Origin of the sequence: Arthrobacter sp. ok909, from assembly GCF_900104405.1 — a bacterium.
In the GTDB taxonomy this organism is placed as follows: domain Bacteria; phylum Actinomycetota; class Actinomycetes; order Actinomycetales; family Micrococcaceae; genus Arthrobacter; species Arthrobacter humicola.
On the sequence record NZ_FNJS01000002.1, the window covers coordinates 25,028 to 48,730 of the forward strand.

Here is a 23,703-nt window from a genome sequence, read left to right on the forward strand (position 1 = left end):
GCAAATCTGGAAGAGTCATGGCAGAAATCCCGAGGGCAGAAATCCCGAGGCGAGCGGAAGAGTGCGGGTAGGGCGTGGATGTAGAACACAGACAGCTGGTGCAGTTGCTGCCCCTCCTGCCGTTGCTGGCAGAACTCGGCCGGACGGAGCACATCACCGAGACCGCCGAGATCCTGGGCCTGCCGCAGTCGACCGTGAGCCGGGCGATTGCCCGCGCCAGCGCCATCGTGGGCACGGACCTGGTGATCCGGGACGGCCGCGGGGTGCGGCTGACTCCCGCCGCGAAGGCCCTCCTGCCCCACATCCATGCCGCCCTGGCGGAATTCCAGACCGGGCTGGACGTTGTCCGGCACGAATCCGACGTGGTCCGTGGCAGGATCGCCGTGTCCTTCCAGCACACCTTCGGCGAGGCGATGCTGCCGCTGCTCATCAGTGCGTTCAGGAGCCGGCATCCGCAGACTGCCTTTGACCTCAGCCAGGGGGCCCGGGACGGCTGCCTCGCGGAACTGGCCGCAGGCTCCGCCGACCTGGCACTCACGGCCCCGGTTGCCACACCGGGCAGGAGCATCGGCTCGGCCGCCCTGTACCGGGAACCGCTGCGCCTGGTGGTGAACCACCGGCATCCGCTGGCCCGCCGCCTTCGGGCACGGGTTGCCGACATCCGGCACGAGCCGTTCGTGGCGATGGGAACCGGCTACGGCATGCGCTCGCTGACCGACGCGCTGTTCCGGGAGGCAGGATTCCGTCCCCGCATAGCCTTCGAGAGCCAGGACTCGCACACCGCCCGCGGGCTGGTCTCGGCAGGGCTCGGCGTCAGCATCCTGCCGCCTGGCGGCGCCGCACCCGGGCGGCGCTATCCGTCGGAGGGCAACGGCCAAGGCAACGGCGCCGACGACGGCGGTCCCGGGTGGGTGGAAATTCCCCTGGATTCGGCCCTGGCGTTCCGCGAGATCGGCCTCGCATGGCGGGAACGCCGCGGCGGGGCCGACGCCGAGCCGGACCCCGTGCGACTTTTCCGCGAACTCGTGCTGCGCGACGGCCCGGCGCTCCTGGCAGGATTCGTGCGGGAACGCTCGGAAGGCTGAGCCGGTCCGGCGCGCTGCCCGTCCGCGGGGTGCCGGTCCTGTGGGCGCGAGTTCGCCGGAAAGCTGCGACGTCGCCCGAAGGTTACGGCGAAATGGGGCGCTTCCGGCGAACTCGGTGCGAACCGGGGGTGACCTCGGCGCTGCGGTGACCCGCTCAGCCCAGAAGACGCGCCAGGACCCCGGCCACTGGTCCGGCCTGTGCCTGCTGCCAGCCCGTGCCCGCCCACAGGTTCAATCGTTCCGCATCCCCGGCAGCGGCCGCCGCAGCCCGGAGGGGAGCGGTCAGGTGGTGGACAGCCGGATAGGCCTCCGGCGCCCCGGGATGGTCGCGGACAAATTCGTTCTCCAGGGCCCGCGCCGGCCGGCCGGTGAAGGCACGCGTCAGGCGGGTCCGGGTGAAATGCGGATCCGCCAGGGCATCCTTGTGCAGCTGCCGGGCCCCGCTTTCGTCCGTGCGAAGAAAGGCCGTGCCCAGCTGGGCCGCTACGGCCCCGGCGCGCAGCACGGCGTCGAGCCCGGCCGCGTCCATCACGCCGCCGGCCGCCACGAGCGGGAGGTCGACGGCGGACCGGACCTCCGCGAGCAGCTCCGCCGTCGTGCCAACCTGCCGCGACGAGCCACGCAATGACCCGCCCTGAGGTGAGCCGATAAGCGGGGAACCGGCCGGCCGCGCTGGCGGCGCCGACGCCGGAAGGAACGCCGAGCTGTGTCCGCCGGCGCTCGCGTGCTGCACCACCAGCGCATCCACACCCTGTCCGGCCGCCTGCCGTGCCTCGGCCGCGGTGGTGACAGTGGCCAGCACCGCTGACCCCACCCGCTGCAGGGCGCGGACCACGTCCGGGCCCGGGAGCCCGAAGGCGAAACTGACCAGCTCCACGGGATCTGCCAGCAGGGCATCAATCTTTGCCTGCCACTCGTCGTCGTCATCCAGCCGCAACGGCGGGAGTTCCACACCGTACCGCAGAGCATCAGTGCGCAACTGCCGGCGGTACTCCTCAAGCTCCGCCACCACCGATGCGGACGGCGTCAGCTGGGCCGGATCCGGGACAAACACATTCATGCCGAACCGGGCGCCGGATTCCCGGGTGGTGCGGACTTCCGCCTGCATGGCCGCCACGCTCCTGTAGCCTGCCGCCAGGAAGCCAAGTCCGCCGGCCCAGTGCACGGCCCCAACGAATGCGGGCGTGGACGTACCTCCGGCCATGGGCGCCGCAATGACGGGGGTGCCGAAAAGGTCGTGGGGCATTGCGGGCTCCTTGCAGCGATTCAGTACTCTGTTCCAGTGACTAACACAGACAACCCGCCGGCGGCGGACTCCGTTCCATCTTCCACCACCTCGACCGGCACCGTGGCCGGTGCGACCGTTCCGGCAGCGGACGCTGGCGCCCCGGCGGCAAAGGGTGCCGTGATCGGGCTGGATATCGGCGGGACCAAGACCCGGGGCGTCCGATTCGAGGACGGCATCCCCGTCGCCGACGAATCCGTGGGCAGCTCCAACGTCCAGAACGTCACTCCCGAGGAGGCCGCCCGCAACCTGGCCGAACTCTTTGCCCGGATCGGCGGTGGAGAAGTCGCCCAGGTCTACGCCGGCGCCGGCGGCATCGACACCGACGACGACGCGGCGGCGCTCGCCGCTCTGATTGCCCCGCACGTGCCCGGCGCCCGGGTCACGGTGGTCCATGACTCCCGGCTGCTGCTCGCCGCAGGCGGCGCCAGCACCGGTGTCGCCGTGATCGCCGGCACCGGCTCGGCGGCGTGGGGCAGGAACAGCCGCGGCGAGGAAGCCCGGGCCGGTGGCTGGGGCTACCTGCTCGGCGACGAAGGCAGCGGCTACTGGCTGGGCCGGGAGGCCGTCCGCCACAGCCTGCGCCGGATGAACCAGGGGCTGGAACCGGACGAACTCACCAGGGCCCTCCTGGCATCCTGCGGGGTGGACCACCCGAACAAACTGATCGCGTTGTTCCATTCACCGGAGACCGGACGCCGTTTCTGGGCCCAGCAGGCCCGGCTGGTGGTGGAGGCCGCGGACGCCGGCCATGTGCCGAGCCAGGCATTGATGGACCAGGCCGGGCGCGACCTCGCGGCCCTGGCGGAGCAGACCGTCAGGCAGCTCGGCATCGACGGACCCGTCATCCTGGGGAGCGGACTTGGCATGAACGTGCCACGGCTGCAGGAGGCGTTCCGCGCGGCCCTGGCCACCGCCGGGATCACCGATGTGCGGGTCCTGCAACAGGAACCCGTGTTCGGGGTGCTGCAGCTGGTGGCAGAGCAGGACTAGGCAGGGCAGCAGTCGGCCGGCGGAAGACCGGCGGCTACTACGCTGGAGGGATGAGCATGCAATTCGATACCCGGCCCGCCGCCTACGCCGTCATCATCCGCGACGCCGAGATCCTGCTGGCGTACTGGAAACAGGACGGACGCGAGGGCTGGACACTGCCCGGCGGTGGCCTGGACCTGGCCGAACATCCGGTCGACGGGTGCCGCCGGGAGATCCAGGAGGAAACCGGCTACGACGCCGAGATCGGCGCCATGCTGGGGATCGACGTCGGGCACTGGCCTTCCGAGGTCCGGCTCGACGGCGGCGAGCGGGACTTCCAGTCGCTGCGGCTCGTTTACGACGCGACGATCACCGGCGGGGAACTCCGCCACGAGGTGAACGGGAGCACCACCCACGCGGCATGGATTCCGCTGGATGAGGTGGCAGAGCTGAACAGGGTCTCGCTGGTGGATGCCGGACTGCGCCTGTACCGCGAGCGGCCCTTGAACGGTAAACTTTCCGGCTGATTCCCTAGCCAGGCGCGGGCCCCTTGGCTATTGTGTAGAAACCGCCGGGCGGCCCTTGGCCCGGGGATTAGCCAGAATGATTAGCCCGATGGATTAGCGCGGTTGATTGGCCGGAATCAACAGCCGTAGCCAGCCGGCAAAGGACGGGGAGGTGGAAGCAATGAACGCGATATTTCTAAGCGCACAGCACGCCGAGACAAGCCATGTCATTATTCCTGCCCCGTCCCACGGCGCAGCCTAGCCTTTCCCGCTAGTCGCCACGCACGCTCGGCTCCGCATGCCGCAGCAAGCGCCCATGCGCCGTACCACGGGGCCCCATCAAGGGGTTTTCGTTGACCAATCCTGCTGCATTCCCGGGCGCCCGTGGCGCCCTTGACACCACTTCACTGGGCACAGGTCCTGTCCGCTACGGCTACACGGCCGGCGTCGCGGAGCGGTTCGCGGCCCATCCCGTGCCGGGAGGCCACAGCCCGGGCCGCGTCATCCGGGTGGACCGCAACCTCGTCCTGGTGGCCGAGGCTGGCGGCACCGCCCATCTGGCCTACCCCCGCGGCGGGGAGCCTCCCGCCACGGGGGACTGGGTCTGGATCGGCCCGAACACGGCGGGGGAGCCCGCCATCGTGGGTATCCTGCCGCGCCATTCCGAGCTGAGCCGCAAGCGTGCCTTCGAGTCATCCTCCGACGCGCAGGTGCTGGGCGCCAACATCGATGTGGTGGGCATCGTCGTCCCGGTGGACCGGCCATTATCGCACAACCGGCTGGAACGCACTCTCGTCGCGGCCTGGGACTCGGGGGCCAAACCCCTGGTCATCGTCACGAAGGCGGACCTCGCGGACGTGGCGGACGACGTCGTGGGGACGGTGGTGCGCCAGGCGGCCGGCGTCGACGTCGTCACCACCTCGGCCGAGCACGGCGACGGCCTCGACGAACTGCTCGGCCATGTGCCGCCCGGCGGCACCCTGGTGCTGCTGGGGCCCTCGGGCGCCGGTAAATCCACGCTCATCAACGCCCTCGCCGGCGTTGCGGCCCAGGAGACCGGGGAAGTCCGGGCGGGCGACGGCAAGGGCAGGCACACCACCACGTCCCGCGAACTCGTTCCCCTGCCCGGCGGCGCAGTCCTGATGGACACGCCGGGAGTGCGCGGCTTCGGGATCTTCGACGCCGGGGACGGAATGGAGGAGATGTTCGGCGATCTCGAGGAGCTCTTCGGGCAATGCCGCTTCTCAGACTGCGCCCACAGCCGGGAGCCCGGCTGTGCCGTCCAGGCCGCGCTCGTCGACGGCGTCCTCGATGACCGCCGCTGGTCCAGCTACCTGAAGCTCCAGCGCGAACTCGCCGCCCTCGCCCGGCGCCACGACGCGGCCGCGCGGCGGGCCTACCAGCGTGAATGGCACCAGAAGATCGCGACGGCGGGCAAGAGCAACCGGTCGGCCGAACGGGACAGCCTCGAGCAAGAGCGGGACCGCAGCGGCAAGAGCGCCCGCGGCAAAGGCGGCAAAGGCGGCCGGCGCCCTCGCTGACGTGCACCGCGGATTGCCGCCGCGGGCCGGGTAGCGGGCCGGAAGCTTGTCCGGCCCGTCACCCATCCGGCTCCGCTGTGGTTCCGAAGCCTTACAGGAGCCGCTACGCCGCTGGCCACATTTCCATGACTTTGTCATGAGTGCTGGTTAGTCTAAGTGCTAACTGCTTTATGGCCAGCACACTGACGAACAGTAGGCTGGTCCGTTCGATGTTGCGCCAACAGTTAGGTAAGCCCGGAAATGGCCGAAGCCATGATCGAGTTCCAAAACGTCACAAAGCAGTACCAAGGCGGCCAGGCCGCCGTTGACGGGCTGACCATGTCTATCGACAAGGGCGCCATCACGGTCTTCGTCGGACCGTCCGGCTGCGGGAAAACCACTTCCCTGCGGATGATCAACCGCATGGTCGAACCCACATCCGGTACCATCACGGTCGACGGCGCCGACGTCACCTCCGTCCCGGCCGCGCACCTGCGCCGGTCCATGGGCTATGTCATGCAGTCCTCCGGCCTGATGCCGCACCGCTCGGTGCTGGACAACATCGCCACCGTGCCCCGGCTCAATGGGGTATCCAAAACGGAGGCCCGCAAGCGGGCGCAGGAACTGCTCGACGTCGTCGGACTGGCCTCCTCACTCGGCAAGCGCTACCCCTCCCAGCTGTCCGGCGGCCAGCAGCAGCGCGTCGGCGTCGCGCGGGCGCTGGCAGCCGATCCGCCCGTGCTGCTCATGGACGAGCCTTTCAGTGCCGTGGACCCCGTGGTCCGCGACGAGTTGCAGCAGGAGCTCCTCCGGCTCCAGCGCGACCTCGCCAAGACCATCGTCTTTGTCACCCACGACATCGACGAGGCCACCGTCCTGGGCGACAAGGTGGCCGTGTTCGGCCTCGGCGGCAAGCTGGCACAGTACGCCGCCGCGGAAGAAATCCTGCGCGCCCCCGCCAGCGACTTCGTGGCGTCCTTCGTGGGCCGGGACCGGGGATTCCGGCACTTGGGATTCAGCCCGTCCGACGGCGTCACCATCCACCCCGTCCGCACCGTCACGCCGGACCAGCTCCGGCAGGAAGGCAGCTCCGGCGACTGGCAGCTGGTGGTCGACGGCGAGCTCCGTCCCCTTGGCTGGGCCGGCCCTCGCATCGGTGCCGGTGCCGCCCCGGCGATGGTGCCCGGCGGCTCGCTCTTCCGCAAGGGCGACACCCTCCGCCGGGCCCTGGACGCGGCCCTGTCCTCCCCGTCAGGCCTTGGCGTCGCGGTCGACGACGACGGCCGGGTAGCCGGGGTCATCGCCGCAGCCGAAGTCCTCGCCGTGATTGAGTCCGACCGCAATGTCCGGCACGGAGGGCTCTGATGGAATGGTTTCTGGCCAACAGCGCGGAGGTCTTCACGCTCGCACGCCAGCACCTTGTACTCGCGGTCCTGCCGATGATATTTGGCCTGGTGATTTCCATCCCGCTGGCCCAATTTGCCCGGCAGAACCGGGGACTCCGGTCCGTGGTGCTCACCGGGTCATCGCTGCTGTACACGATCCCCTCGCTTGCGCTCTTCATCATCCTGCCCACTGTCCTGGGAACCCGGATCCTGGATCCTGTCAATGTGGTGGTCGCCCTGACCATTTATGCGGTGGCACTCCTGGTCCGCGCCGCCCTGGACGCCTTTGATTCGGTGGACGAGGACCTCCGCCAGGCCGCCGTCGCCATGGGCTTCACGCCGGTGGCCCGGTTCTTCCACATCGACCTGCCGCTGTCTTTGCCCGTGATGTTTGCCGGACTGCGTGTGGTCTCGGTCAGTAACATCTCGCTGGTCAGCGTCGCCGCCCTGCTCGGCATCGGGAACCTGGGGATGCTGTTCACCTCGGGCCTGCAGCGGGACTTCGTCACCGAGGTCGTGGTGGGCATCATTGCCATCCTGGTACTTGCGCTCCTCATGGACTCCGTCCTGGTGCTGCTGGAACGGGTGCTGACGCCGTGGACGCGCGCGGCCGGGCCCGCCGGAGCCGCGAAACCCGGAGCCGGGAGCGAAGCGGCCGGGCGGCGGGGCGTGGCGCGGCGCTTCTCTGAGTCCAAGGCGCGGGGCACCGCATGAGCAATGTCGTCACGGATACCGTTAACTGGCTCACCGATCCCGCGAACTGGAGCGGCAGCAACGGGATTCCGGTGCGGCTTGTCGAGCACCTGGCGTACACCGGGCTCGTCATGGTGATCGCCATCGCGATCGCTGTGCCGGTGGGCCTGTTCGTAGGCCATACCGGCCGTGGGCGGGTGGCCATCGTGGCCCTCGCCGGTGCGCTGCGTGCCCTGCCCACCCTCGGCCTGTTGACCTTGTTCGTCCTGGTCGCCGGGATCGGGCTGATGCCGCCGATCTGGGCACTGGTGATCCTGACGGTCCCGCCCCTGCTGGCCGGCACGTACGCCGGGATCTCCAGCGTCGACGCCAACGTAGTGGATGCCGCCCGCGCCATGGGCATGACCGAGATGCAGGTGCTGTTCCGTGCGGAATTCCCCAACGCGCTGCCCGTGATGTACGGCGGCTTCCGGACCGGGGTGCTGCAGGTGATCGCCACCGTCTCGGTGGTGGCCTACATCAATCTGGGCGGCCTGGGCCGCTACCTGTTCGACGGGCTGGTGCTTTCCGACTTCCCGCAGATGCTTGGCGGGTCCCTGCTGATCGCGGCCCTTGCCATCGCCGTCGACCTTGTCCTTGCCCTGATTCAGAGGCTCTTCCTGTCACGGGGCGCCTTTTCCCAGCCAGACCGCAGCCAGCAGGCTGCGGTTGATCTCACAGACCCCGTATTCACGGGGACTGTTGTTCAAGGAGGTATGTCATGAAGGAATCCCGCCAACGAGCCCTCGGCCGGCGCGCATTCGGCGGCCTGGCCGCAGGCGTGGGCTTGGCCATGGCCCTGTCCGCCTGCGGAGGCTCATCCAATCCGCTGAGCTCGGCCCCGGCCAGCAGCGGCGCCGCCTCCGGTTCCGGCGGTGCCCTGGTGATCGGCTCCGCTGACTTCCCCGAGAGCCAGATCCTGGGCGAGGTCTATGCCGGCGCCCTGAATGCCGCGGGTGTCACCGCCAGCACCAAGCCCAACATCGGCTCGCGCGAGGTCTACATCAAAGCGGTCCAGGACGGATCCGTGGACGTCGTACCCGACTACAGCGGCAACCTGCTGCTGTACGTGAACAAGGACGCCACTGAGGTCTCCGCCGAGGACATCGCGAAGGCACTCCCGACCAAGCTGCCGCAGGGTCTGGCGGTGCTCGACGCCTCCAAGGCCGAGGACAAGGACGCCATGGTGGTCACCAAGGCCACGGCCGAGAAGTACCAGCTGAAGTCGATCGAGGACATGGCGAAGGTCTGCGGGGATCTGGTCATCGGCGCCCCGGCAACCTTCGCCGAGCGCGCGTACGGGCTGCCCGGCCTGAAGAAGAACTACAACTGCGTGCCCAAGAGCCTTGAGCCGTTCAGCGACGGCGGCGGCGCGGTGACGCTCAAGGCGCTGCTCTCGGACCAGGTCCAGGTCGCGGACATCTACACCACCACCCCGTCCATTCCGGACAACGACCTCGTGGTGCTGGAGGACCCGAAGAACAACTTCATCGCCCAGCAGGTTCTGCCGCTGTACAACTCGGCCAAGATGACGGACAAGGCAAAGGAAACCCTGAACGCCGTGTCCAAGGTCCTCACCACGGATGACCTCATCAACCTCAACCGTGCCGTCAGCGGCAGCCAGAAGCAGAACCCGAAGGACGCCGCGGATGCCTGGCTGAAGGAGAAGGGCTTCGTCAAGCAGTAGCCGGCACGGCAGGGAATCGCGGCAAGGGGGAGCGCAGCGGCAACATGCCGGAAGGGACCCCCGCCGACGCGCGCCGGGCCGTCGACGAACTGACGGCGGCCTGATGCCGATGTGATGACATACCGGCGACGCCGGTGGCCGGGCCACGAGCCCGGCTGCCGGCGTCGTTGCTACCGCCGGGGCCGGGTGTGAGTCATGTCTCAGCGGAAGTACATCCTCCATATGGCATATTTGATGGATGGCAGAATTCAAGCAGTCCACCAAGCTTCATAATGTCCTTTACGACATCCGTGGACCGATTCTTCAGGCCGCCCAGCAGATGGAGGCAGAGGGGCACCGGATCCTCAAACTGAATATCGGAAACCCGGCTCCGTTCGGGTTTGAAGCGCCGGACGCGATCCTGGTGGACATGATCCGCCACCTGCCGCATGCCCAGGGCTACAGTGACTCCCGCGGCATCTTCTCCGCCCGCACCGCCGTCTCGCAGTACTATCAGACCCGCGGGATCCAGAACATCCACGTCGATGACATCTACCTGGGCAACGGCGTCAGCGAACTCATCACGATGTCGCTCATGGCCCTCCTCGACGACGGCGACGAAGTCCTGATCCCCACCCCGGACTACCCGCTGTGGACTGCCTCGGTCGCCCTGGCCAGCGGCAAGCCAGTGCACTACCTCTGCGACGAGGAGTCCGGCTGGCAGCCCGACCTCGAGGACCTGGAAGCGAAGATCACGCCCCGCACCAAGGGCATCGTGGTCATCAACCCCAACAACCCCACGGGTGCGGTGTATCCGGAGGCGACGCTGAAGAAGATCGTCGCCCTCGCCGAAAAGCACGGGCTCGTTCTCTTCGCCGACGAAATCTACGAGAAGATCCTCTACGAAGACGCCGTGCACGTAAATCTCGCCTCGCTTACCGGCGACGACGTCCTGTGCCTGACCTTCAGCGGCCTCTCCAAGGCCTACCGGGTCTGCGGCTTCCGGGCCGGCTGGATGGCTATCTCCGGGCCGAAGAAGGCCGCCGCGGACTACCTTGAGGGCATCAACCTGCTCGCCAACATGCGCCTCTGTGCGAATGTTCCGGCCCAGCACGCGATCCAGACCGCCCTCGGCGGTTATCAGAGCATCAATGACCTGATCCTGCCCGGCGGGCGGCTCCTGGAGCAGCGGAACAAGGCCTACGACATGCTCAACGCCATCCCTGGCGTCAGCACGCAGCAGGCCCGCGGTGCCATGTACCTGTTCCCGCGGCTGGACCCTGAGGTCTATCACATCCGCGACGACGAGAAATTCGTTCTGGACCTGCTCCGCGAGCAGAAGATCCTCCTCTCCCACGGCAGGGCGTTCAACTGGGTCCGGCCGGACCACTTCCGGATGGTGACGCTGCCCAACGTCAAGGACCTCGAGGAAGCGATTAACCGGATGGCGGACTTCCTGAGCCGGTACAAGGGGAACTAGGCTTCGGTCAGCAGCGCAATGGGGCACTCGCCCCGCGGCCCGCGCTGCGCCAACCGGAAAGAGGCGTTGATGGCAGGCTCCGCGACATTCGATGACCACCCCTCGAAACTCCTGAAGGTCGGGAAGGGCTTTAGCCTGAAGGCGCTGGACCCCGAATCGACCCCGGGCTACGACGGCGAGAAGCCCGACGGCGAGGAGCTGCTGGACAGGCTGGACGACAAACTCGCCCGGCTCCAGGAGCAGCTCTTCGCAGAGTCCCGGTTCGGCGGCACCAAACGGATCCTGCTGGTCCTGCAGGCCATGGACACTGCCGGCAAGGGCGGCATCGTCACCCACGTCATGGGCGCCATGAATCCGCACGGCGTCCAGCTTAAGTCCTTCAAGGCACCCACCCAGGCGGAAAAGTCGTACGACTTCTTGTGGCGGATTGAGAAAGAAGTGCCGGCGTCCGGGATGGTAGGGGTCTTCGACCGCTCCCACTATGAGGACGTCCTGATTCACCGCGTCCACCGCTGGGCCAGTCCCGAGGAGCTGGAGCGCCGGTACCGGGCCATCAACGAGTTTGAGGCACGGCAGACGGGGGCCGGGACCAAGATCGTCAAGGTGATGCTGCACATCAGCCGCGACGAGCAGAAGGCGCGCCTCCTGGCCCGTCTGGACGACCCCGCCAAGCTCTGGAAGTACAGCGGCGGGGACCTGAAGGAGCGGGCCTTCTGGGCAGACTACATGGACGCCTATCAGAAGGCCTTCGACAAGACCAGCACCGAGCTGGCCCCGTGGCACGTCGTCCCGGCCAACAAAAAATGGTACGCCCGCATCGCCGTGCAGCAGTTGCTCCTGGAAGCCCTCGAGAGCCTGAAACTTCAGTGGCCGGTTCCGGACCTCGACGTCGACATGGAACGCGAATTGGTGCTGCGGTCCTGAACTGCGGTCTCTAAAGGGCGGATTCCTAACTCTCTTCCGCGGCCTGGTCGCGGGCCGCGGCGAGCCGCTTGCGGGCGCCTTCGAGCCACTGTTCGCAGCGCTTGGCCAGCGCCTCGCCGCGCTCCCACAGCGCGAGTGATTCCTCCAGGCTGGCGCCGCCGGCTTCCAGCTTGCCGACAACCCCGACCAGCTGCTCGCGGGCGTCCTCGTAGCTCAGGGCCTCGATGTCGGCGTTGGGGATTGATTCTGCTGCCATGGGGGTGGTGCTCCTTGGTTAGTGCGGGGGTCTGGTTTTGTGCGAAATCTGGCTAGTGCAATGTCTGATGATTGCCGTGCCTGCTGACAGCAATGTCGGGTTGTTCCGGGGCCTGCGGATTCGCTCCGCAGAGTCGCTCCGGCGGGTCACTCCTCGGCCGGTACCTGGCCGCCGGTGGACTGTGCGCTGAAGCGGCCCCCGGCCACCCGGACCGTCAGGTCCGTGCCGGCGGGCGCCTGCGAGGGGTGTCGCACGACGTCCCGGCGTGTCCCGGGGGCGGCGTCGGCGTCGGCGAGCTGGACCACGGCGTAGCCGCGATCGAGCGTCTTCTGCGGCGAGAGTGCCCGCACCTGGGCCTTGAGGTGGACCAGCTGGTCCGCGGCCCGGACCACAGCTGTGCTAATGGCCGAGTGCGAGCGGACTTTGAGCCGTTCGACGTCGTCGTGGCGCTGGGTGATCATGACGTCGGGGGACAGCAGCACCGGTCGGGACCGCAGGGACGCCAGCCGGTCGCCCTCGCGTTCGACGAGCCGGACGACCCCGCGGCGGAGCTGATCGCGCGCTTGGCGGACCCGGGCGAGTTCCTCGACGACGTCCGGAACGATCCTCTTCGCCGCGTCGGTGGGGGTCGAAGCCCTGAGGTCGGCAACATCGTCGAGGATCGGCCGGTCGGCCTCGTGTCCGATGGCGCTCACCACGGGGGTGGACGCGTCCGCGACGGCCCGGATGAGTTCCTCGTTGCTGAACGGCAACAGGTCCTCGAGGGCGCCTCCGCCGCGGGCAATGACAATGACGTCGACCTCGGGATGGGCATCGAGCTCGCGCAACGCCGCGATCACCTGGGCGACGGCGGTGTTGCCCTGGACCGCGACTTCGCGGATCTCGAATTCAACGGCCGGCCAGCGCAGGGCAGCATTGCGGAGTACGTCTTTCTTGGCATCGGAATCACGGCCGGTGATCAGGCCGATCCGGTGCGGGAGCAGGGGGAGCCGCTTCTTGCGTGAATCGGCAAAGAGCCCCTCGGCAGCGAGGGCCTGGCGCAGCCGCTCGATCCGGGCGAGGAGGTCGCCCAGCCCCACAGGCCTGATGTCCTTCACCGACATGTTCAGCCGGCCCGTCTTGAGCCAGAATTCGGCCTTGAGCAAGGCCACCACCCGGGAGCCGCGTTCCAGCGGAGTGTCCTGGCGGTCCAGCACCGTGGTCCAGACCGACGCCGGCAACGAGATTTCGGCGTCGATGTCCCGCAGCGTCAGGTAGGCATTGCTGCCCCGCCGGTTCAGCTCGATCACCTGCCCCTCGACCCAGGCCGAGGGGGCGCGGTCGATATGCATCTTGAGCTTCTGGGACAGCAACTGCAGCGGCCAGGGATTGTCCGGGCTGGTCTGGGCCGCGGTGGCCGGTAGCGTGGTGGCCGCCGCCGCTTCCTCAGGCATGCGGGGGTTCCATGGCGGAGATTGCCTCGTGGAATGCCTTGTGCATATGCGTGCGTGTCCTTTGCCCGGGCGGGACTGCCGGCACCCGCTTCCCGTCGGGGAGCGCCGGCCGGCAGCCGGAAGTTATCGCTTTCAACTCTATCCATAGCTTTACTGTCCATAGCCTTACCAGCGGGGCCTGACTTTATGGTCATGCGCGGGCCCGCCATAGAATGGGTGGGACCCCAACGACCTCCTAGGAATCCCTTGCGCACTTTTGTCTCCGCTGCCGCCGTCCTCGTCGGGCTCTTGATGGCCGCCGTCGCCGTTCCTGCCATGTGGGTGGACCGGAACATCGTCCAGGAAGACGGTTTCGTTGCCCTGACCGCGCCGCTGGGCAAGGACCCGGCGTTCCAGCAGCGGCTGGCCACGGCCGCCGTCGACGCTCTGGCCTCCCGCGCCAACATCCCCGAAGCCCTTACCCAGCTTGCCCGGCCGGTCCTGGACAACGCGGCACAATCGCTGACCGTGCTGCCCGGCTATTCCGACGCCTGGGCGGAAACGTTGCGCAAGAGCCACCGCCTGACGTTCGCCGACCCCAGCACGGTGCCACCGGACGCGGACGTGACCTCGTCGCTGACTCTTGATGTGGCACCGCTCGTGGGACTCGTGGCACGGCAGGTTTCTGAGGCAACTACCCTGCCGCTGGAGGGCCCCGGCCAGGTGCTGATCCATATTGGGCAGTCCGACCAGCGCCAGCTCATCGAACGGGTCACCGTCTACGCTCCGATGGGATACGCCGTCGCAGTCGGCGCCTGCATCGCCTTCGTGATCGCGTTCATTGCGGCCCGACGCCGGTGGGCCGTTTTGGCAGGCATGGGCGTCGGGGCGCTGGTGCTGGCCGGGGTATGGAAACTGGCCAGCGACGCTGTCGGTACAGCCGTCGCCGCCACCTCGAGCGGCAACGATGTGGCGGAGCTCTTCAAGAGCGAGTTTGTCGCGGCGTGCTCAGCCAGTTTCGGGCAGTGGATCGTCGCTGCCGCCGTGGCCGGAGCGGCCCTGCTGGTCACGGGAATTGCTGTCCGCGTGGCCGGGGCCCGCAAACGGGGCAACTTTGAACACCGGTAGCATGGGAGCATGACCTCCACCGCTGTATCCGTTCCGATGCCATCCGTTCCGCGCCGGCGGCGTTCACCCGAAGACGTTCTGGCAGCGGCCCCTGTCGCCGGCCCCAAAAAGGTTCTCCTGGCAGCCCCGCGCGGCTACTGCGCCGGCGTTGACCGCGCAGTCATCGCGGTGGAAAAAGCCCTTGAGCACTACGGCCCGCCCGTCTACGTGCGCAAGCAGATCGTGCACAACGTCCACGTCGTCAGCTCCCTGGAGGAGAAGGGCGCCATCTTCGTTGACGAAACCGACGAGGTCCCCGAGGGCGCCCTCGTGATCTTTTCGGCGCACGGCGTCTCACCGGCCGTCGTCCAGTCAGCGGAAGACCGCGGCCTGCGGACCATTGACGCGACCTGCCCGCTGGTCACCAAGGTGCACCGCGAAGCCGTCCGGTTCGCCAAAGACGACTTCGACATCCTGCTGATTGGCCACGACGGCCACGAGGAAGTGGAAGGCACCGCCGGCGAGGCGCCCGAGCACATCCAGATCATCAACGGCCCGCACGAGGTCGACAAGGTCACGGTCCGCGATCCGGAAAAGGTCATCTGGCTCTCGCAGACCACCCTCAGCGTTGACGAAACCATGGAGACCGTCCGCCTCCTCAAGGAGCGGTTCCCCACCTTGCAGGATCCGCCCAGCGACGACATCTGCTATGCCACCACCAACCGGCAGGTGGCCATCAAGAAGATCTCGCCCCAGGCGGACCTCGTGATCGTGGTGGGCTCCGCCAACTCGTCCAACTCCGTCCGCCTCGTGGAGGTGGCGCTGGAATACGGCGCCAAGGCCTCGTACCGTGTCGACTTCGCCAACGAGGTCGACGAGGCTTGGTTCGAGGGCGTCGCCACGGTCGGCGTGACATCGGGGGCCTCCGTCCCCGAAGTGCTCGTCAAGGACGTGCTGCGGCTCCTGGCCGACTACGGCTATGGATCAGTCGAGGAAGTCGTCACGGCCGAGGAAGACCTCCTCTTCTCCCTGCCCAAGGAACTCCGGGCCACCCTGAAGCAGGCCGGCGATGTCTCCCGCGCCCTCGGGGGCCGCGGCACCCGCCCCGAGCAGTCGTAGGGTCCGGGCCCGGAACCCGGGCCCGGCTTAGGCCGCGGACTCTTCCGACTCGTCACGGGGCTGCAGCTCGGGGGCTGCGACCGCCCGCGGCGTGACCTCGACGGGCGGGGGAGTGACCAGGCCGGTGGCTTCGAGGGAGTTCAGCTTCCTGGCGGTGGGCAGGACCCGGGCCTCGAGGGTCCCGACCATGGAGTTGTACCGCTCCACCGAGGTCTTCAGCGAGGATCCCAGCTTGGTGACGTTCTCGCCGAGTGTTCCCATCCGGTCGTAGAGCTGCCGGGCGAGCTCGAAGAGTTCCCGGGCGCTGTCCGTCAACACGTCCTGCCGCCACGTGAACGCCACGGCCTTCAGCACGGCCAGCAGGCTTCCGGGCGAAGCCAGGACCACGTTCTTCGACAGTGCATAATCCAGCAGTGCAGGATCCGCTGAAAGGGCGGCGGCCAGAATGGACTCGGCCGGAAGGAAGCAGATCACCAGCTCCGGGGAGTTGCCGGGGATGTCCCAGTACTTCTTGTTGCCCAGCGCGTCGACGTGGGCCTTGAGGGCCTTTGCGTGGGCGGCGAGGTGCGCCTGCTGGCTGCCGGACGGCTGGGCGGCCTGCCGGCCCGCGGGCACCGCGCCGAGCTCCTGGGCGGCGAGATACGACGCCAGGGGCACCTTCGCGTCGACGACGAGCTGCTTATCTCCGGGCAGCTGCACCACGAGGTCGGGCCGGAGGCTGCCGTCCGTCCCGGCACCGTGGGCCTGCCCGCTGTGGACCTGTTCGTGGAAGTCCACGTGGCGCAACATCCCTGCCGCCTCGACCACCCGTCGCAGCTGGACCTCGCCCCATTGGCCGCGTGCGCTGTTGGACCGCAGGGCAGACTCGAGCGCATGCGTGGACCGCAGGAGCTGCTCGTCGGACAAGCGGGCCTCCTGCAGCTGCTGGGCGAGCTGGCCGTACTGCTCCAGCCGGTCGCGTTCCAGCAGTGAGACCTGCTGCTGCACGGCCGTGAGTTTTTCCGCCACCGGCGCCAGCGCCCGGAGCACACTTCCGTCCTGGTTCCGGGACTCGCCCAGCTCCCGGTTCTGGGCCGCGAGAAGGCGCCTCTCGGCGTCGGCGGCGGCGAACTGCGCGCTGACCTCCGAAAGCCGGGCCGATACGCCGTCGAAGTCCTGTTCCACGGCGAGGTAGCGCCGGCGGAGCAGAACGAAAACGACGGCAGCGCCGGCAACGGCGCCCGTGAGCAGCATGAGCAGGGCAAGAATCAGTGCAAAAGCATCCATGACTTCACTGTCGCACGCCCCTGTGACAGTTTTCGCGCCGACGCCCGGATGAAGCCCTGAACGGGCCGGTAAGACCGCCCGTAAGGCCGCCTGTAAGACGCCCGCAAGGCGCCCGGAAACGTCCCGGGACTGTGCTCCTGCCGGCTTCGGACCTGCCGCCCGGACCCCCTGCCGGACCCGCCACGGCGATCACCAGCCTGTGCGGGTAGAATATATGCTCGTGGCTCTTACTATTGGCATCGTCGGACTGCCCAACGTCGGCAAATCAACCCTTTTCAACGCACTGACCCGCAACCAGGTCCTTGCGGCGAACTACCCGTTCGCCACGATCGAACCGAACATCGGCGTCGTGAACCTGCCGGATGCCCGGCTTGAAAAGCTGGCCGGCATCTTCGGCTCCCAGCGCCTCCTGCCCGCCGCCGTGTCCTTCGTGGACATCGCCGGCATCGTCAAGGGCGCATCCGAGGGCGAAGGCCTGGGCAACCAGTTCCTCGCCAACATCCGCGAGGCCGAGGCCATCGCGCAGGTCGTCCGCGTGTTCGATGACCCGGACGTCATCCACGTCGACGGCAAGGTCGATCCCCGCTCCGACATGGAGACGATCAACACCGAGCTGATCCTGGCCGATTTGCAGACCATCGAAAAGGCCATCCCCAGGATCGAAAAAGAAGTTAAGATCAAAAAGCGCGAGGCGGCCGAACTGGCAGCCATCCTGGCGGCCCAGGCCGTCCTGGAACGCGGCGACACCATCTTCTCCTCGATCAAGAGCGACAAGCTGGAGATGGAGCACCTCAAGGAGCTCGGCCTCCTGACCGCCAAGCCCTTCATCTACGTCTTCAACGCCGACGAGGGGATTCTGGGCAGCCCGGAGAAGCAGGCCGAACTGCGCGCGCTTGTGGCCCCGGCGGACGCCATCTTCCTGGACGCCAAGCTTGAGTCCGATCTCGTGGAGCTCGACGAGGCAGAAGCCCGCGAGATGCTGGAAATGAACGGCCAGGATGAGTCCGGGCTGGACCAGCTGGCCCGCGTCGGCTTCCACACCCTCGGACTGCAGACCTACCTCACGGCCGGTCCGAAGGAAACCCGCGCCTGGACCATCCGGCAGGGCGACACCGCCCCCCAGGCAGCCGGCGTGATCCACTCCGATTTCCAGCGCGGTTTCATCAAGGCCGAGGTCGTCTCCTTCGATGACCTGATCGAGGCCGGCTCCATGGCCGAGGCGAAGGCCCGCGGCAAGGTCCGGATCGAAGGCAAGGAATACATCATGGCCGACGGCGACGTCGTCGAATTCCGCTTCAACGTCTGATGTCCTCCGCCCGGCAGTGCGGTAATTTTGCTAAGTAAAGGCAGATTAACTGGAAGGCCCCGATTTTCGAATCGGGGCCTTCCCTGTGTGCGGATCTATTAACTTTTTCCATCCCGGCCGTCAATGTTTGTGTGGAAAGGTTTCTGTGGAACAGTGGCTCCGCTGAGCCTGTCCAATGTTGCAGCTCGGTAACGAACTTTACAGTGAGTCAACTTTGGTGGCTCTCGGCCGCATTTGGGGTTTACGCTTCATGCCATGTGAGACGGCCCACACTGCCGCTGGGGGAGTGTGGACGTCTGTCCGGCGCTGTAGGCGCCGGTCTCACCCACACCACAGAAACAAGGAGGCGGAATGCGCTTGGGTCGTATTTCCAAAGCAGTGGGCGTGGCGGCAGTAGCTGCCATCGCCCTCAGCGCCTGCGCAGGCAACAGCGGCGGGACAACCCCGTCCACTGCGGCCGCAGCAGGCAAGCAAGGCGGATCGGCAACCGTAGTCGAGGTCAACGCGTTCAACACGTTCAACCCGAACACGGCTGACGGAAACACTGACATCAACTCAAAGATCAGCTACGCCACGCACTCAGGGTTCTTCTACATCGACAACAAGCTCAACGTCGTCCGCAATGAAAAGTTCGGCAAGATGGAAAAGGTCTCGGACGACCCCCTGACGGTCAAGTACACCATCAATGACGGCGTGAAGTGGTCAGACGGCACGCCTGTGACCTCGGCCGACCTCCTCCTGCAGTGGGCCGCCTTCTCCGGCTACTACAACGACCTCAATGCGGACGCCAAGACCGGAACGTCCTACTTCTCCTACGCCGGTGACCCAACCGGCCTGGCGCTCACCGACTTCCCGGAGCTCAGCGACGACGGCAAGTCCATGACGCTGAAGTACTCCAAGCCCTTCGCCGACTGGGAAATCGCCCTCGGCGGCCCCGGCGTCGACATCCCGGCCCACGTCCTCGCCAAGAAGGCGGGCCTGGCGGACGCCAAGGCATTCGTCGACCTCCTCAAGGGCACGCCCCGCGGCGACTCCAAGGCCCCCAAGCCGGCGAACGCTCAGCTGAAGGCCATGGCGGACCTGTGGAACACCGGCTTTGACACCAAGACCCTGCCGGCCGATCCGAGCCTCTACCTCTCCAACGGCCCGTTCATCGTCAAGAGCGTCAACCAGGACCAGTCCCTGACCATGGTCAGGAACCAGGACTACAACTGGGGCCCGACGCCCAACCTGGACGAAATCACCGTCCGTTACATCGGTGAGGCCCCCGCCCAGGTCCAGGCCCTCAAGAACGGCGAAGCCGACATCATCGCCCCGCAGGCGTCCGCTGACACTGTGGAGCAGCTCAAGGCGCTTGAGAGCCAGGGCGTGACGGTCGACGTCGGCAACCAGCTCGCGTACGACCACATCGACCTGAACTACTCGGGCCCCTTTGCCGACAAGAACGTCCGCGAGGCGTTCATGAAGGCCGTCCCGCGCGCGGACATCGTCGACAAGATCGTCAAGAAGCTTGACCCGAAGGCTGCACCGCTTGACTCGCAGCTCTTCGTCCCGGACCAGGCCCCCTACGCCGACTCCGTGAAGAACAACGGATCCTCCGCCTACCAGGGCGTGGACATCGACGGCGCCAAGAAGCTCCTCAACGGTGCCACCCCCACGGTCCGCATCATGTACAACAAGGACAACCCCAACCGTGTCGACGCTTTCTCCCTGATCAGCGAGTCCGCCACCAAGGCCGGCTTCAAGATCGTTGACGGCGGCCTCGGCAAGTCCGACTGGGGCAAGGCCCTGGGCGACGGCACCTACGACGCCACCATCTTCGGATGGAGCAACTCCGGTGTCGGCGTGTCCGGCGTCCCGCAGATCTTCAAGACCGGCAACGACTCCAACTTCAACAAGTTCAGCGATCCGGAAGCCGACAAGCTGATGGACGAACTGATTGTCACCACCGACAAGAGCAAGCAGGACGGCCTCGTCCAGCAGATCGACAAGATGATCTGGGACTCGGCCTACGGCCTTCCGCTCTTCCAGTCGGTTGGCGTGGACGCATACAGCGACCGCATCACCGGTGTGAAGTACATGCCGAACCAGACCGGCGTTTGGTGGAACTTCTGGGAATGGGCACAGAAGTAGCCCGCGACCGCAAGTAACACTGCTGGAAAGGCGTCGGGACCACAGCTCTTCGGTCCCGGCGCCTTTCTGGCGACCTCCCTGGCGATGCCGTGGTTCCGCCGCCATATCGGCGGGTACCGGCCAAACTCCGCGACCGGTCCGGGCAATCCCCGGGCCCGAACTCCGAGGTTCTATTCCAATGGTGACCTACATCTTCCGGCGGCTTGTGACTGCCGCCCTCATACTTCTCGGCGCATCCTACTTCGTGTATCTCCTGACAGCGGCGTCCGGCGATCCCCTGGAGGAGTTCCGTGCCAGCAACTCGCCGCAGAAGCAGCAGCTCATGGACGCGAGAACCGAGCTCCTGCAGCTGGACACCCCCGCCCCGCTGCGGTATTTCAAGTGGTTCGGCGGCGCGGTCCAGTGCCTCGTTCCGTTCGCCAATTCCTGTGACCTCGGAAAGAACATCGCCGGCCAGCCCGTCACCGAGGCTCTCGGCTTCGCGCTCGTGCAGACCCTGACGCTTGTCACCGGGGCCACGGTGCTTGCCATCCTGATCGGTATCACCCTGGGCATCGTCACCGCGCTGCGGCAGTACAGCACGCTGGATTACGGCGTGACCTTCATGGCCTTCCTGTTCTTCTCCCTGCCGATCTTCTGGGTTGCGGTCCTGCTCAAGGAATTCGGCGCCATCGGGTTCAACAACTTCCTGCGAAACCCAGAGGTTCCGCTGCCGACGGCACTCGGTATCGGCGTCGTCGCAGGCGCGCTGACAGCGGTCGCGGCGGGCGGCGCCATGAAGCGCCGGCTGCTGACCGGCGCCATCGCCTTCGCCTTCGTCACCGCGGTGCTGATCTACTTCTCCGCCACCGAATGGTTCAAGACCCCGGGCCTCGGTCCCGTGATCATCGCCATCGCCGGTGCAGGCATCGCCTTCGCCGTCACCCTGCTTTCCGCCGGACTGAAGAACCGCAAGGCCCTTCAGTCGGCCCTGATCTCCGTCGGCGTCGGCGTCGTGCTGTACTTCGTCCTGCAGCCGCTTCTCAACGATGCGACGTTCCTCATGATCGTGATCCTGGCGGTCGCCTTCGTCCTGATCGGCATGGGCATCGGCTACGTGGTGGGGGGCTATGACCGTGGGCAGTCCATGCGGGCCGCGGCGATCACCTCCTTCCTGGTCGGCTTCCTGATCCTGCTGGATCGGTACATGCAGGCGTGGCCCAGCTACTTCAACAACAGCCGTGTGCGCGGCCGGCCCATCGCCACCATCGGTGCCAGCACACCGAACATTGAGGGCGACTTCTGGGTGCTGAGCCTTGACTCCTTCACCCACCTGATCCTGCCCACCCTGGCCCTGATCCTCATCTCGCTGGCCAGCTACACGCGGTTCACCCGGGCCTCGATGCTGGAAATCATGAACATGGACTACATCCGCACGGCCCGGGCCAAAGGCCTGAGCGAGCGGACCGTCGTCATGCGCCACGCCTTCCGTAACGCGCTGATCCCGATCGCCACGATCGTCGCCTTCGATATCGGGGCACTGATCGGCGGCGCCGTCATCACCGAAACGGTCTTCTCGGTCCGAGGCATGGGCTTCCTGTTCCTGGACGGAATCGCTCATGTCGACCCCAACCCGGTCATGGGCGTCTTCATCTGCGTTGCCATCACGGCCATGGTCTTCAACCTCATTGCGGACCTGGCCTACTCCGCACTGGATCCGCGCGTAAGGGTAAAATCATGAGCCAGCCAAGTCAGCAGGAAGTCATCATGGCCGAAGACAGCTCGCGGGTATCAGCCGCGGCAGGAATTGAGCCGGTGCTCGAGGCCAAGGGCCTCAGCCAGGGCCAGATCGTCCGGAAGCGGTTCCTCGGACACTCCGGCGCCATCATCGGCCTCGTGGTCTTCGCCCTCATCTTTGTCATGGCCTTCACCTCGGTGGGCTACCTGGGCATTCCGGGCTGGTGGAAGTACACCCACGAGCAAGTCTCCCCGCTGGTCAACGACGGGGCACCGACGTCCTCGCTGTGGCCCCTGGCCTGGGGCGAACATCCGTTCGGCCAGGACCGGATCGGCCGGGACCTGTTCGCCATGACCATGCGCGGCGCGCAGCAGTCCATCACCATCATGCTCGTGATCGGCCTCATCGCGGGCCTGATCGGCGCGGTGGTCGGTGCCATCTCCGGCTACTTCAGGGGCTGGGCCGAGGCCATCCTCATGCGCGTGACTGACGTCATCATCATCATTCCTGCCCTGCTGCTGGCCGCCGTCATGGCGCAGCTCGCCGGCCGCCGGGACCAGGGGAGCTGGTTCGCCTCCTTCGCCAGCACCAACGGCGTCCTGGCCCTCGGAATCTTCCTGGGCCTGATCAGCTGGGTCAGCCTGGCCCGCCTGATGCGCGGCGAATTCCTGTCACTGCGAGAACGCGAGTTCGTGGATGCGGCCCGGATTTCCGGCGCCAGCAATGCCAGGATCATCTTCAAGCACATCCTGCCCAACGCCGTCGGCGTGCTGATCGTGAACGTCACCCTGACGATGTCCGCAGCCATCCTCACCGAAACGGCACTGAGCTACCTCGGCGTCGGCGTCAAGGCCCCGGACACGTCCCTGGGCCTGCTCATCTCGCAGAACCAGCAGGCCTTCGCCACCCGGCCCTGGCTCTTCTGGTTCCCGGGCATGTTCATCGTGCTCATCTGCCTCAGCATCAACTTCATCGGCGACGGCCTGCGCGATGCCTTTGACCCGCGGCAGAAGAAGTTCAACGCCAAGAAGGCGGTGGACCACAGGGGGACCGCGGTGCAGGCAAGTGCTCTCACGGCCCCCGACGGTCCCGGGTATGAGGAATCCGGGCCCGAGGGATCCCGGTACGACGGACCTGCCGACGGAACACAGGGCAAGTAGATGCCGGCCCCCTGCCGCAGGTCCGCGCTAGCCGGCGGTAACCGCCAGGTAGCTCGCCGCCAGGAGCAGTACGACGGCGCCAATCGCCACCCAGCGGACGGTGACGGTCGCCTCGGTGGCGGCAGCGTCGTCGGCGGCGAGCTGTCCGCTTTCCACCAGCTCATGCCACCGGGCCCGCACCAGCATGGCAGCCTGGCCGGAGTCCGTGGTCTTCAGGTCGCCGGGGCGGACCGACTTGCCGGGTCCGTAGGTGGTTGCCGGCAGGCCGTGCATGTCTTCCGGGCGGCCATTGCGACCGCCCCAGATTCCGGGAGCGGGCGCGGCCCAGGAGACGAAGCTCTTCCGGGCCGTCACCAGGGTGAGTGCAAAGCGGGTATCGACGTGCACGAGCGCGGCCCACGGAACCTCGATCGAGCGGAACGGATTTTCCAGGGTGACGCCGGAATCGTGCACCACCACGGACGGCATCCAGAACAGTTGCCAGCCCATGAACGCAATGAAGGCCAGCGGGGCGACGCCCGCCAGCGCCCCCGGCCCTGCCATGACCACCGTGACGACGACACCGAACGCGGCCACCGTCCAGGACAGCCAGGCGAACCATTTGTTCGTTCGTGCCTTGAAGACTTCAACATTTCCGGCGTGCGGCGCAGTGCTCATGCCCCCAATAATTCA

At 67.0% G+C, this 23,703-nt stretch carries 21 protein-coding genes; 16 read left to right on the top strand and 5 right to left on the bottom strand.

Features of this window, described 5'->3' with window-relative positions; genetic code table 11:
• Positions 1-74 precede the first annotated feature (74 nt).
• Positions 75-1,085 (top strand): LysR family transcriptional regulator, encoded by a 1,011-nt coding sequence (locus BLR03_RS02355; RefSeq protein ID WP_091248928.1) that lies wholly within the window; start codon positions 75-77, stop codon positions 1,083-1,085.
• Between the two features lie 154 nt (positions 1,086-1,239).
• Here BLR03_RS02355 and BLR03_RS02360 read toward each other — a convergent pair whose 3' ends face one another.
• Complete coding sequence (locus BLR03_RS02360) at positions 1,240-2,331, bottom strand: nitronate monooxygenase (RefSeq protein ID WP_175460384.1); 1,092 nt, start codon at positions 2,329-2,331, stop codon at positions 1,240-1,242.
• Positions 2,332-2,490: 159 nt separating this feature from the next.
• On the opposite strand from BLR03_RS02360, the gene BLR03_RS02365 reads away from it, so the two are divergent.
• From BLR03_RS02365 to BLR03_RS02405, 9 genes are all read left to right on the top strand, one after another.
• Entirely contained in the window at positions 2,491-3,363 is an 873-nt protein-coding gene (locus BLR03_RS02365) for an N-acetylglucosamine kinase (RefSeq protein WP_175460393.1), read from the top strand.
• 50 nt (positions 3,364-3,413) lie between these two features.
• A complete protein-coding gene (locus tag BLR03_RS02370; protein WP_091248929.1) occupies positions 3,414-3,869 on the top strand; it encodes an NUDIX hydrolase in 456 nt (151 codons plus the stop codon).
• A gap of 386 nt (positions 3,870-4,255) precedes the next feature.
• On the top strand, positions 4,256-5,389 hold the full coding sequence (rsgA, locus tag BLR03_RS02375) for a ribosome small subunit-dependent GTPase A (RefSeq protein ID WP_254788129.1): 1,134 nt from the start codon (positions 4,256-4,258) through the stop codon (positions 5,387-5,389).
• A gap of 240 nt (positions 5,390-5,629) precedes the next feature.
• Positions 5,630-6,733: an ABC transporter ATP-binding protein gene (locus tag BLR03_RS02380; RefSeq protein ID WP_091248933.1), complete on the top strand. Its 1,104-nt coding sequence runs from the start codon at positions 5,630-5,632 to the stop codon at positions 6,731-6,733.
• Positions 6,733-7,467: an ABC transporter permease gene (locus BLR03_RS02385; protein ID WP_091248936.1), complete on the top strand. Its 735-nt coding sequence runs from the start codon at positions 6,733-6,735 to the stop codon at positions 7,465-7,467. Before BLR03_RS02380 ends, BLR03_RS02385 begins: the two co-directional genes overlap by 1 nt.
• Positions 7,464-8,210, top strand: a complete 747-nt coding sequence (locus BLR03_RS02390) for an ABC transporter permease (protein ID WP_091248938.1) — start codon at positions 7,464-7,466, stop codon at positions 8,208-8,210. The genes BLR03_RS02385 and BLR03_RS02390 overlap by 4 nt, the downstream gene beginning before the upstream one ends.
• Positions 8,207-9,172, top strand: coding sequence for an ABC transporter substrate-binding protein (locus BLR03_RS02395; RefSeq protein ID WP_091248940.1), 966 nt, complete (start codon positions 8,207-8,209; stop codon positions 9,170-9,172). Before BLR03_RS02390 ends, BLR03_RS02395 begins: the two co-directional genes overlap by 4 nt.
• 238 nt (positions 9,173-9,410) lie before the next feature.
• Positions 9,411-10,631 (top strand): pyridoxal phosphate-dependent aminotransferase, encoded by a 1,221-nt coding sequence (locus BLR03_RS02400; protein WP_091248941.1) that lies wholly within the window; start codon positions 9,411-9,413, stop codon positions 10,629-10,631.
• Between the two features lie 69 nt (positions 10,632-10,700).
• Positions 10,701-11,555: a polyphosphate kinase 2 family protein gene (locus BLR03_RS02405; RefSeq protein WP_091248944.1), complete on the top strand. Its 855-nt coding sequence runs from the start codon at positions 10,701-10,703 to the stop codon at positions 11,553-11,555.
• A gap of 25 nt (positions 11,556-11,580) precedes the next feature.
• Here the strand turns inward: BLR03_RS02405 and BLR03_RS02410 are convergent, their stop codons facing one another.
• Complete coding sequence (locus tag BLR03_RS02410) at positions 11,581-11,811, bottom strand: exodeoxyribonuclease VII small subunit (RefSeq protein ID WP_091248946.1); 231 nt, start codon at positions 11,809-11,811, stop codon at positions 11,581-11,583.
• Positions 11,812-11,957: 146 nt separating this feature from the next.
• Complete coding sequence (xseA, locus tag BLR03_RS02415) at positions 11,958-13,244, bottom strand: exodeoxyribonuclease VII large subunit (RefSeq protein ID WP_091248948.1); 1,287 nt, start codon at positions 13,242-13,244, stop codon at positions 11,958-11,960.
• 246 nt (positions 13,245-13,490) lie between these two features.
• Here xseA and BLR03_RS02420 point away from each other — a divergent pair, with 246 nt between their 5' ends.
• Both BLR03_RS02420 and BLR03_RS02425 read left to right on the top strand, forming a co-directional pair.
• On the top strand, positions 13,491-14,351 hold the full coding sequence (locus tag BLR03_RS02420) for a hypothetical protein (RefSeq protein WP_091248950.1): 861 nt from the start codon (positions 13,491-13,493) through the stop codon (positions 14,349-14,351).
• 9 nt (positions 14,352-14,360) lie between these two features.
• Positions 14,361-15,449: a 4-hydroxy-3-methylbut-2-enyl diphosphate reductase gene (locus tag BLR03_RS02425; RefSeq protein ID WP_091248953.1), complete on the top strand. Its 1,089-nt coding sequence runs from the start codon at positions 14,361-14,363 to the stop codon at positions 15,447-15,449.
• A gap of 27 nt (positions 15,450-15,476) precedes the next feature.
• Here BLR03_RS02425 and BLR03_RS02430 read toward each other — a convergent pair whose 3' ends face one another.
• Positions 15,477-16,715, bottom strand: a complete 1,239-nt coding sequence (locus tag BLR03_RS02430) for a DNA recombination protein RmuC (RefSeq protein ID WP_091248956.1) — start codon at positions 16,713-16,715, stop codon at positions 15,477-15,479.
• 220 nt (positions 16,716-16,935) lie between these two features.
• On the opposite strand from BLR03_RS02430, the gene ychF reads away from it, so the two are divergent.
• The 4 genes from ychF to BLR03_RS02450 all read left to right on the top strand — a co-directional run bounded on the left by ychF (position 16,936) and on the right by BLR03_RS02450 (position 23,031).
• Positions 16,936-18,021: a redox-regulated ATPase YchF gene (ychF, locus tag BLR03_RS02435; RefSeq protein WP_091249401.1), complete on the top strand. Its 1,086-nt coding sequence runs from the start codon at positions 16,936-16,938 to the stop codon at positions 18,019-18,021.
• A 351-nt stretch (positions 18,022-18,372) separates the two neighbouring features.
• Positions 18,373-20,154, top strand: coding sequence for an ABC transporter family substrate-binding protein (locus tag BLR03_RS02440; RefSeq protein WP_091248959.1), 1,782 nt, complete (start codon positions 18,373-18,375; stop codon positions 20,152-20,154).
• 178 nt (positions 20,155-20,332) lie between these two features.
• The gene (locus BLR03_RS02445; protein ID WP_091248962.1) at positions 20,333-21,874 is read left to right on the top strand and encodes an ABC transporter permease; all 1,542 of its coding nucleotides are present in this window, start codon (positions 20,333-20,335) and stop codon (positions 21,872-21,874) included.
• Positions 21,875-21,900: 26 nt separating this feature from the next.
• A complete protein-coding gene (locus tag BLR03_RS02450; RefSeq protein ID WP_091248964.1) occupies positions 21,901-23,031 on the top strand; it encodes an ABC transporter permease in 1,131 nt (376 codons plus the stop codon).
• Between the two features lie 27 nt (positions 23,032-23,058).
• Here the strand turns inward: BLR03_RS02450 and BLR03_RS02455 are convergent, their stop codons facing one another.
• On the bottom strand, positions 23,059-23,688 hold the full coding sequence (locus tag BLR03_RS02455; protein WP_091248966.1) for a PH domain-containing protein: 630 nt from the start codon (positions 23,686-23,688) through the stop codon (positions 23,059-23,061).
• Positions 23,689-23,703 lie beyond the last annotated feature (15 nt).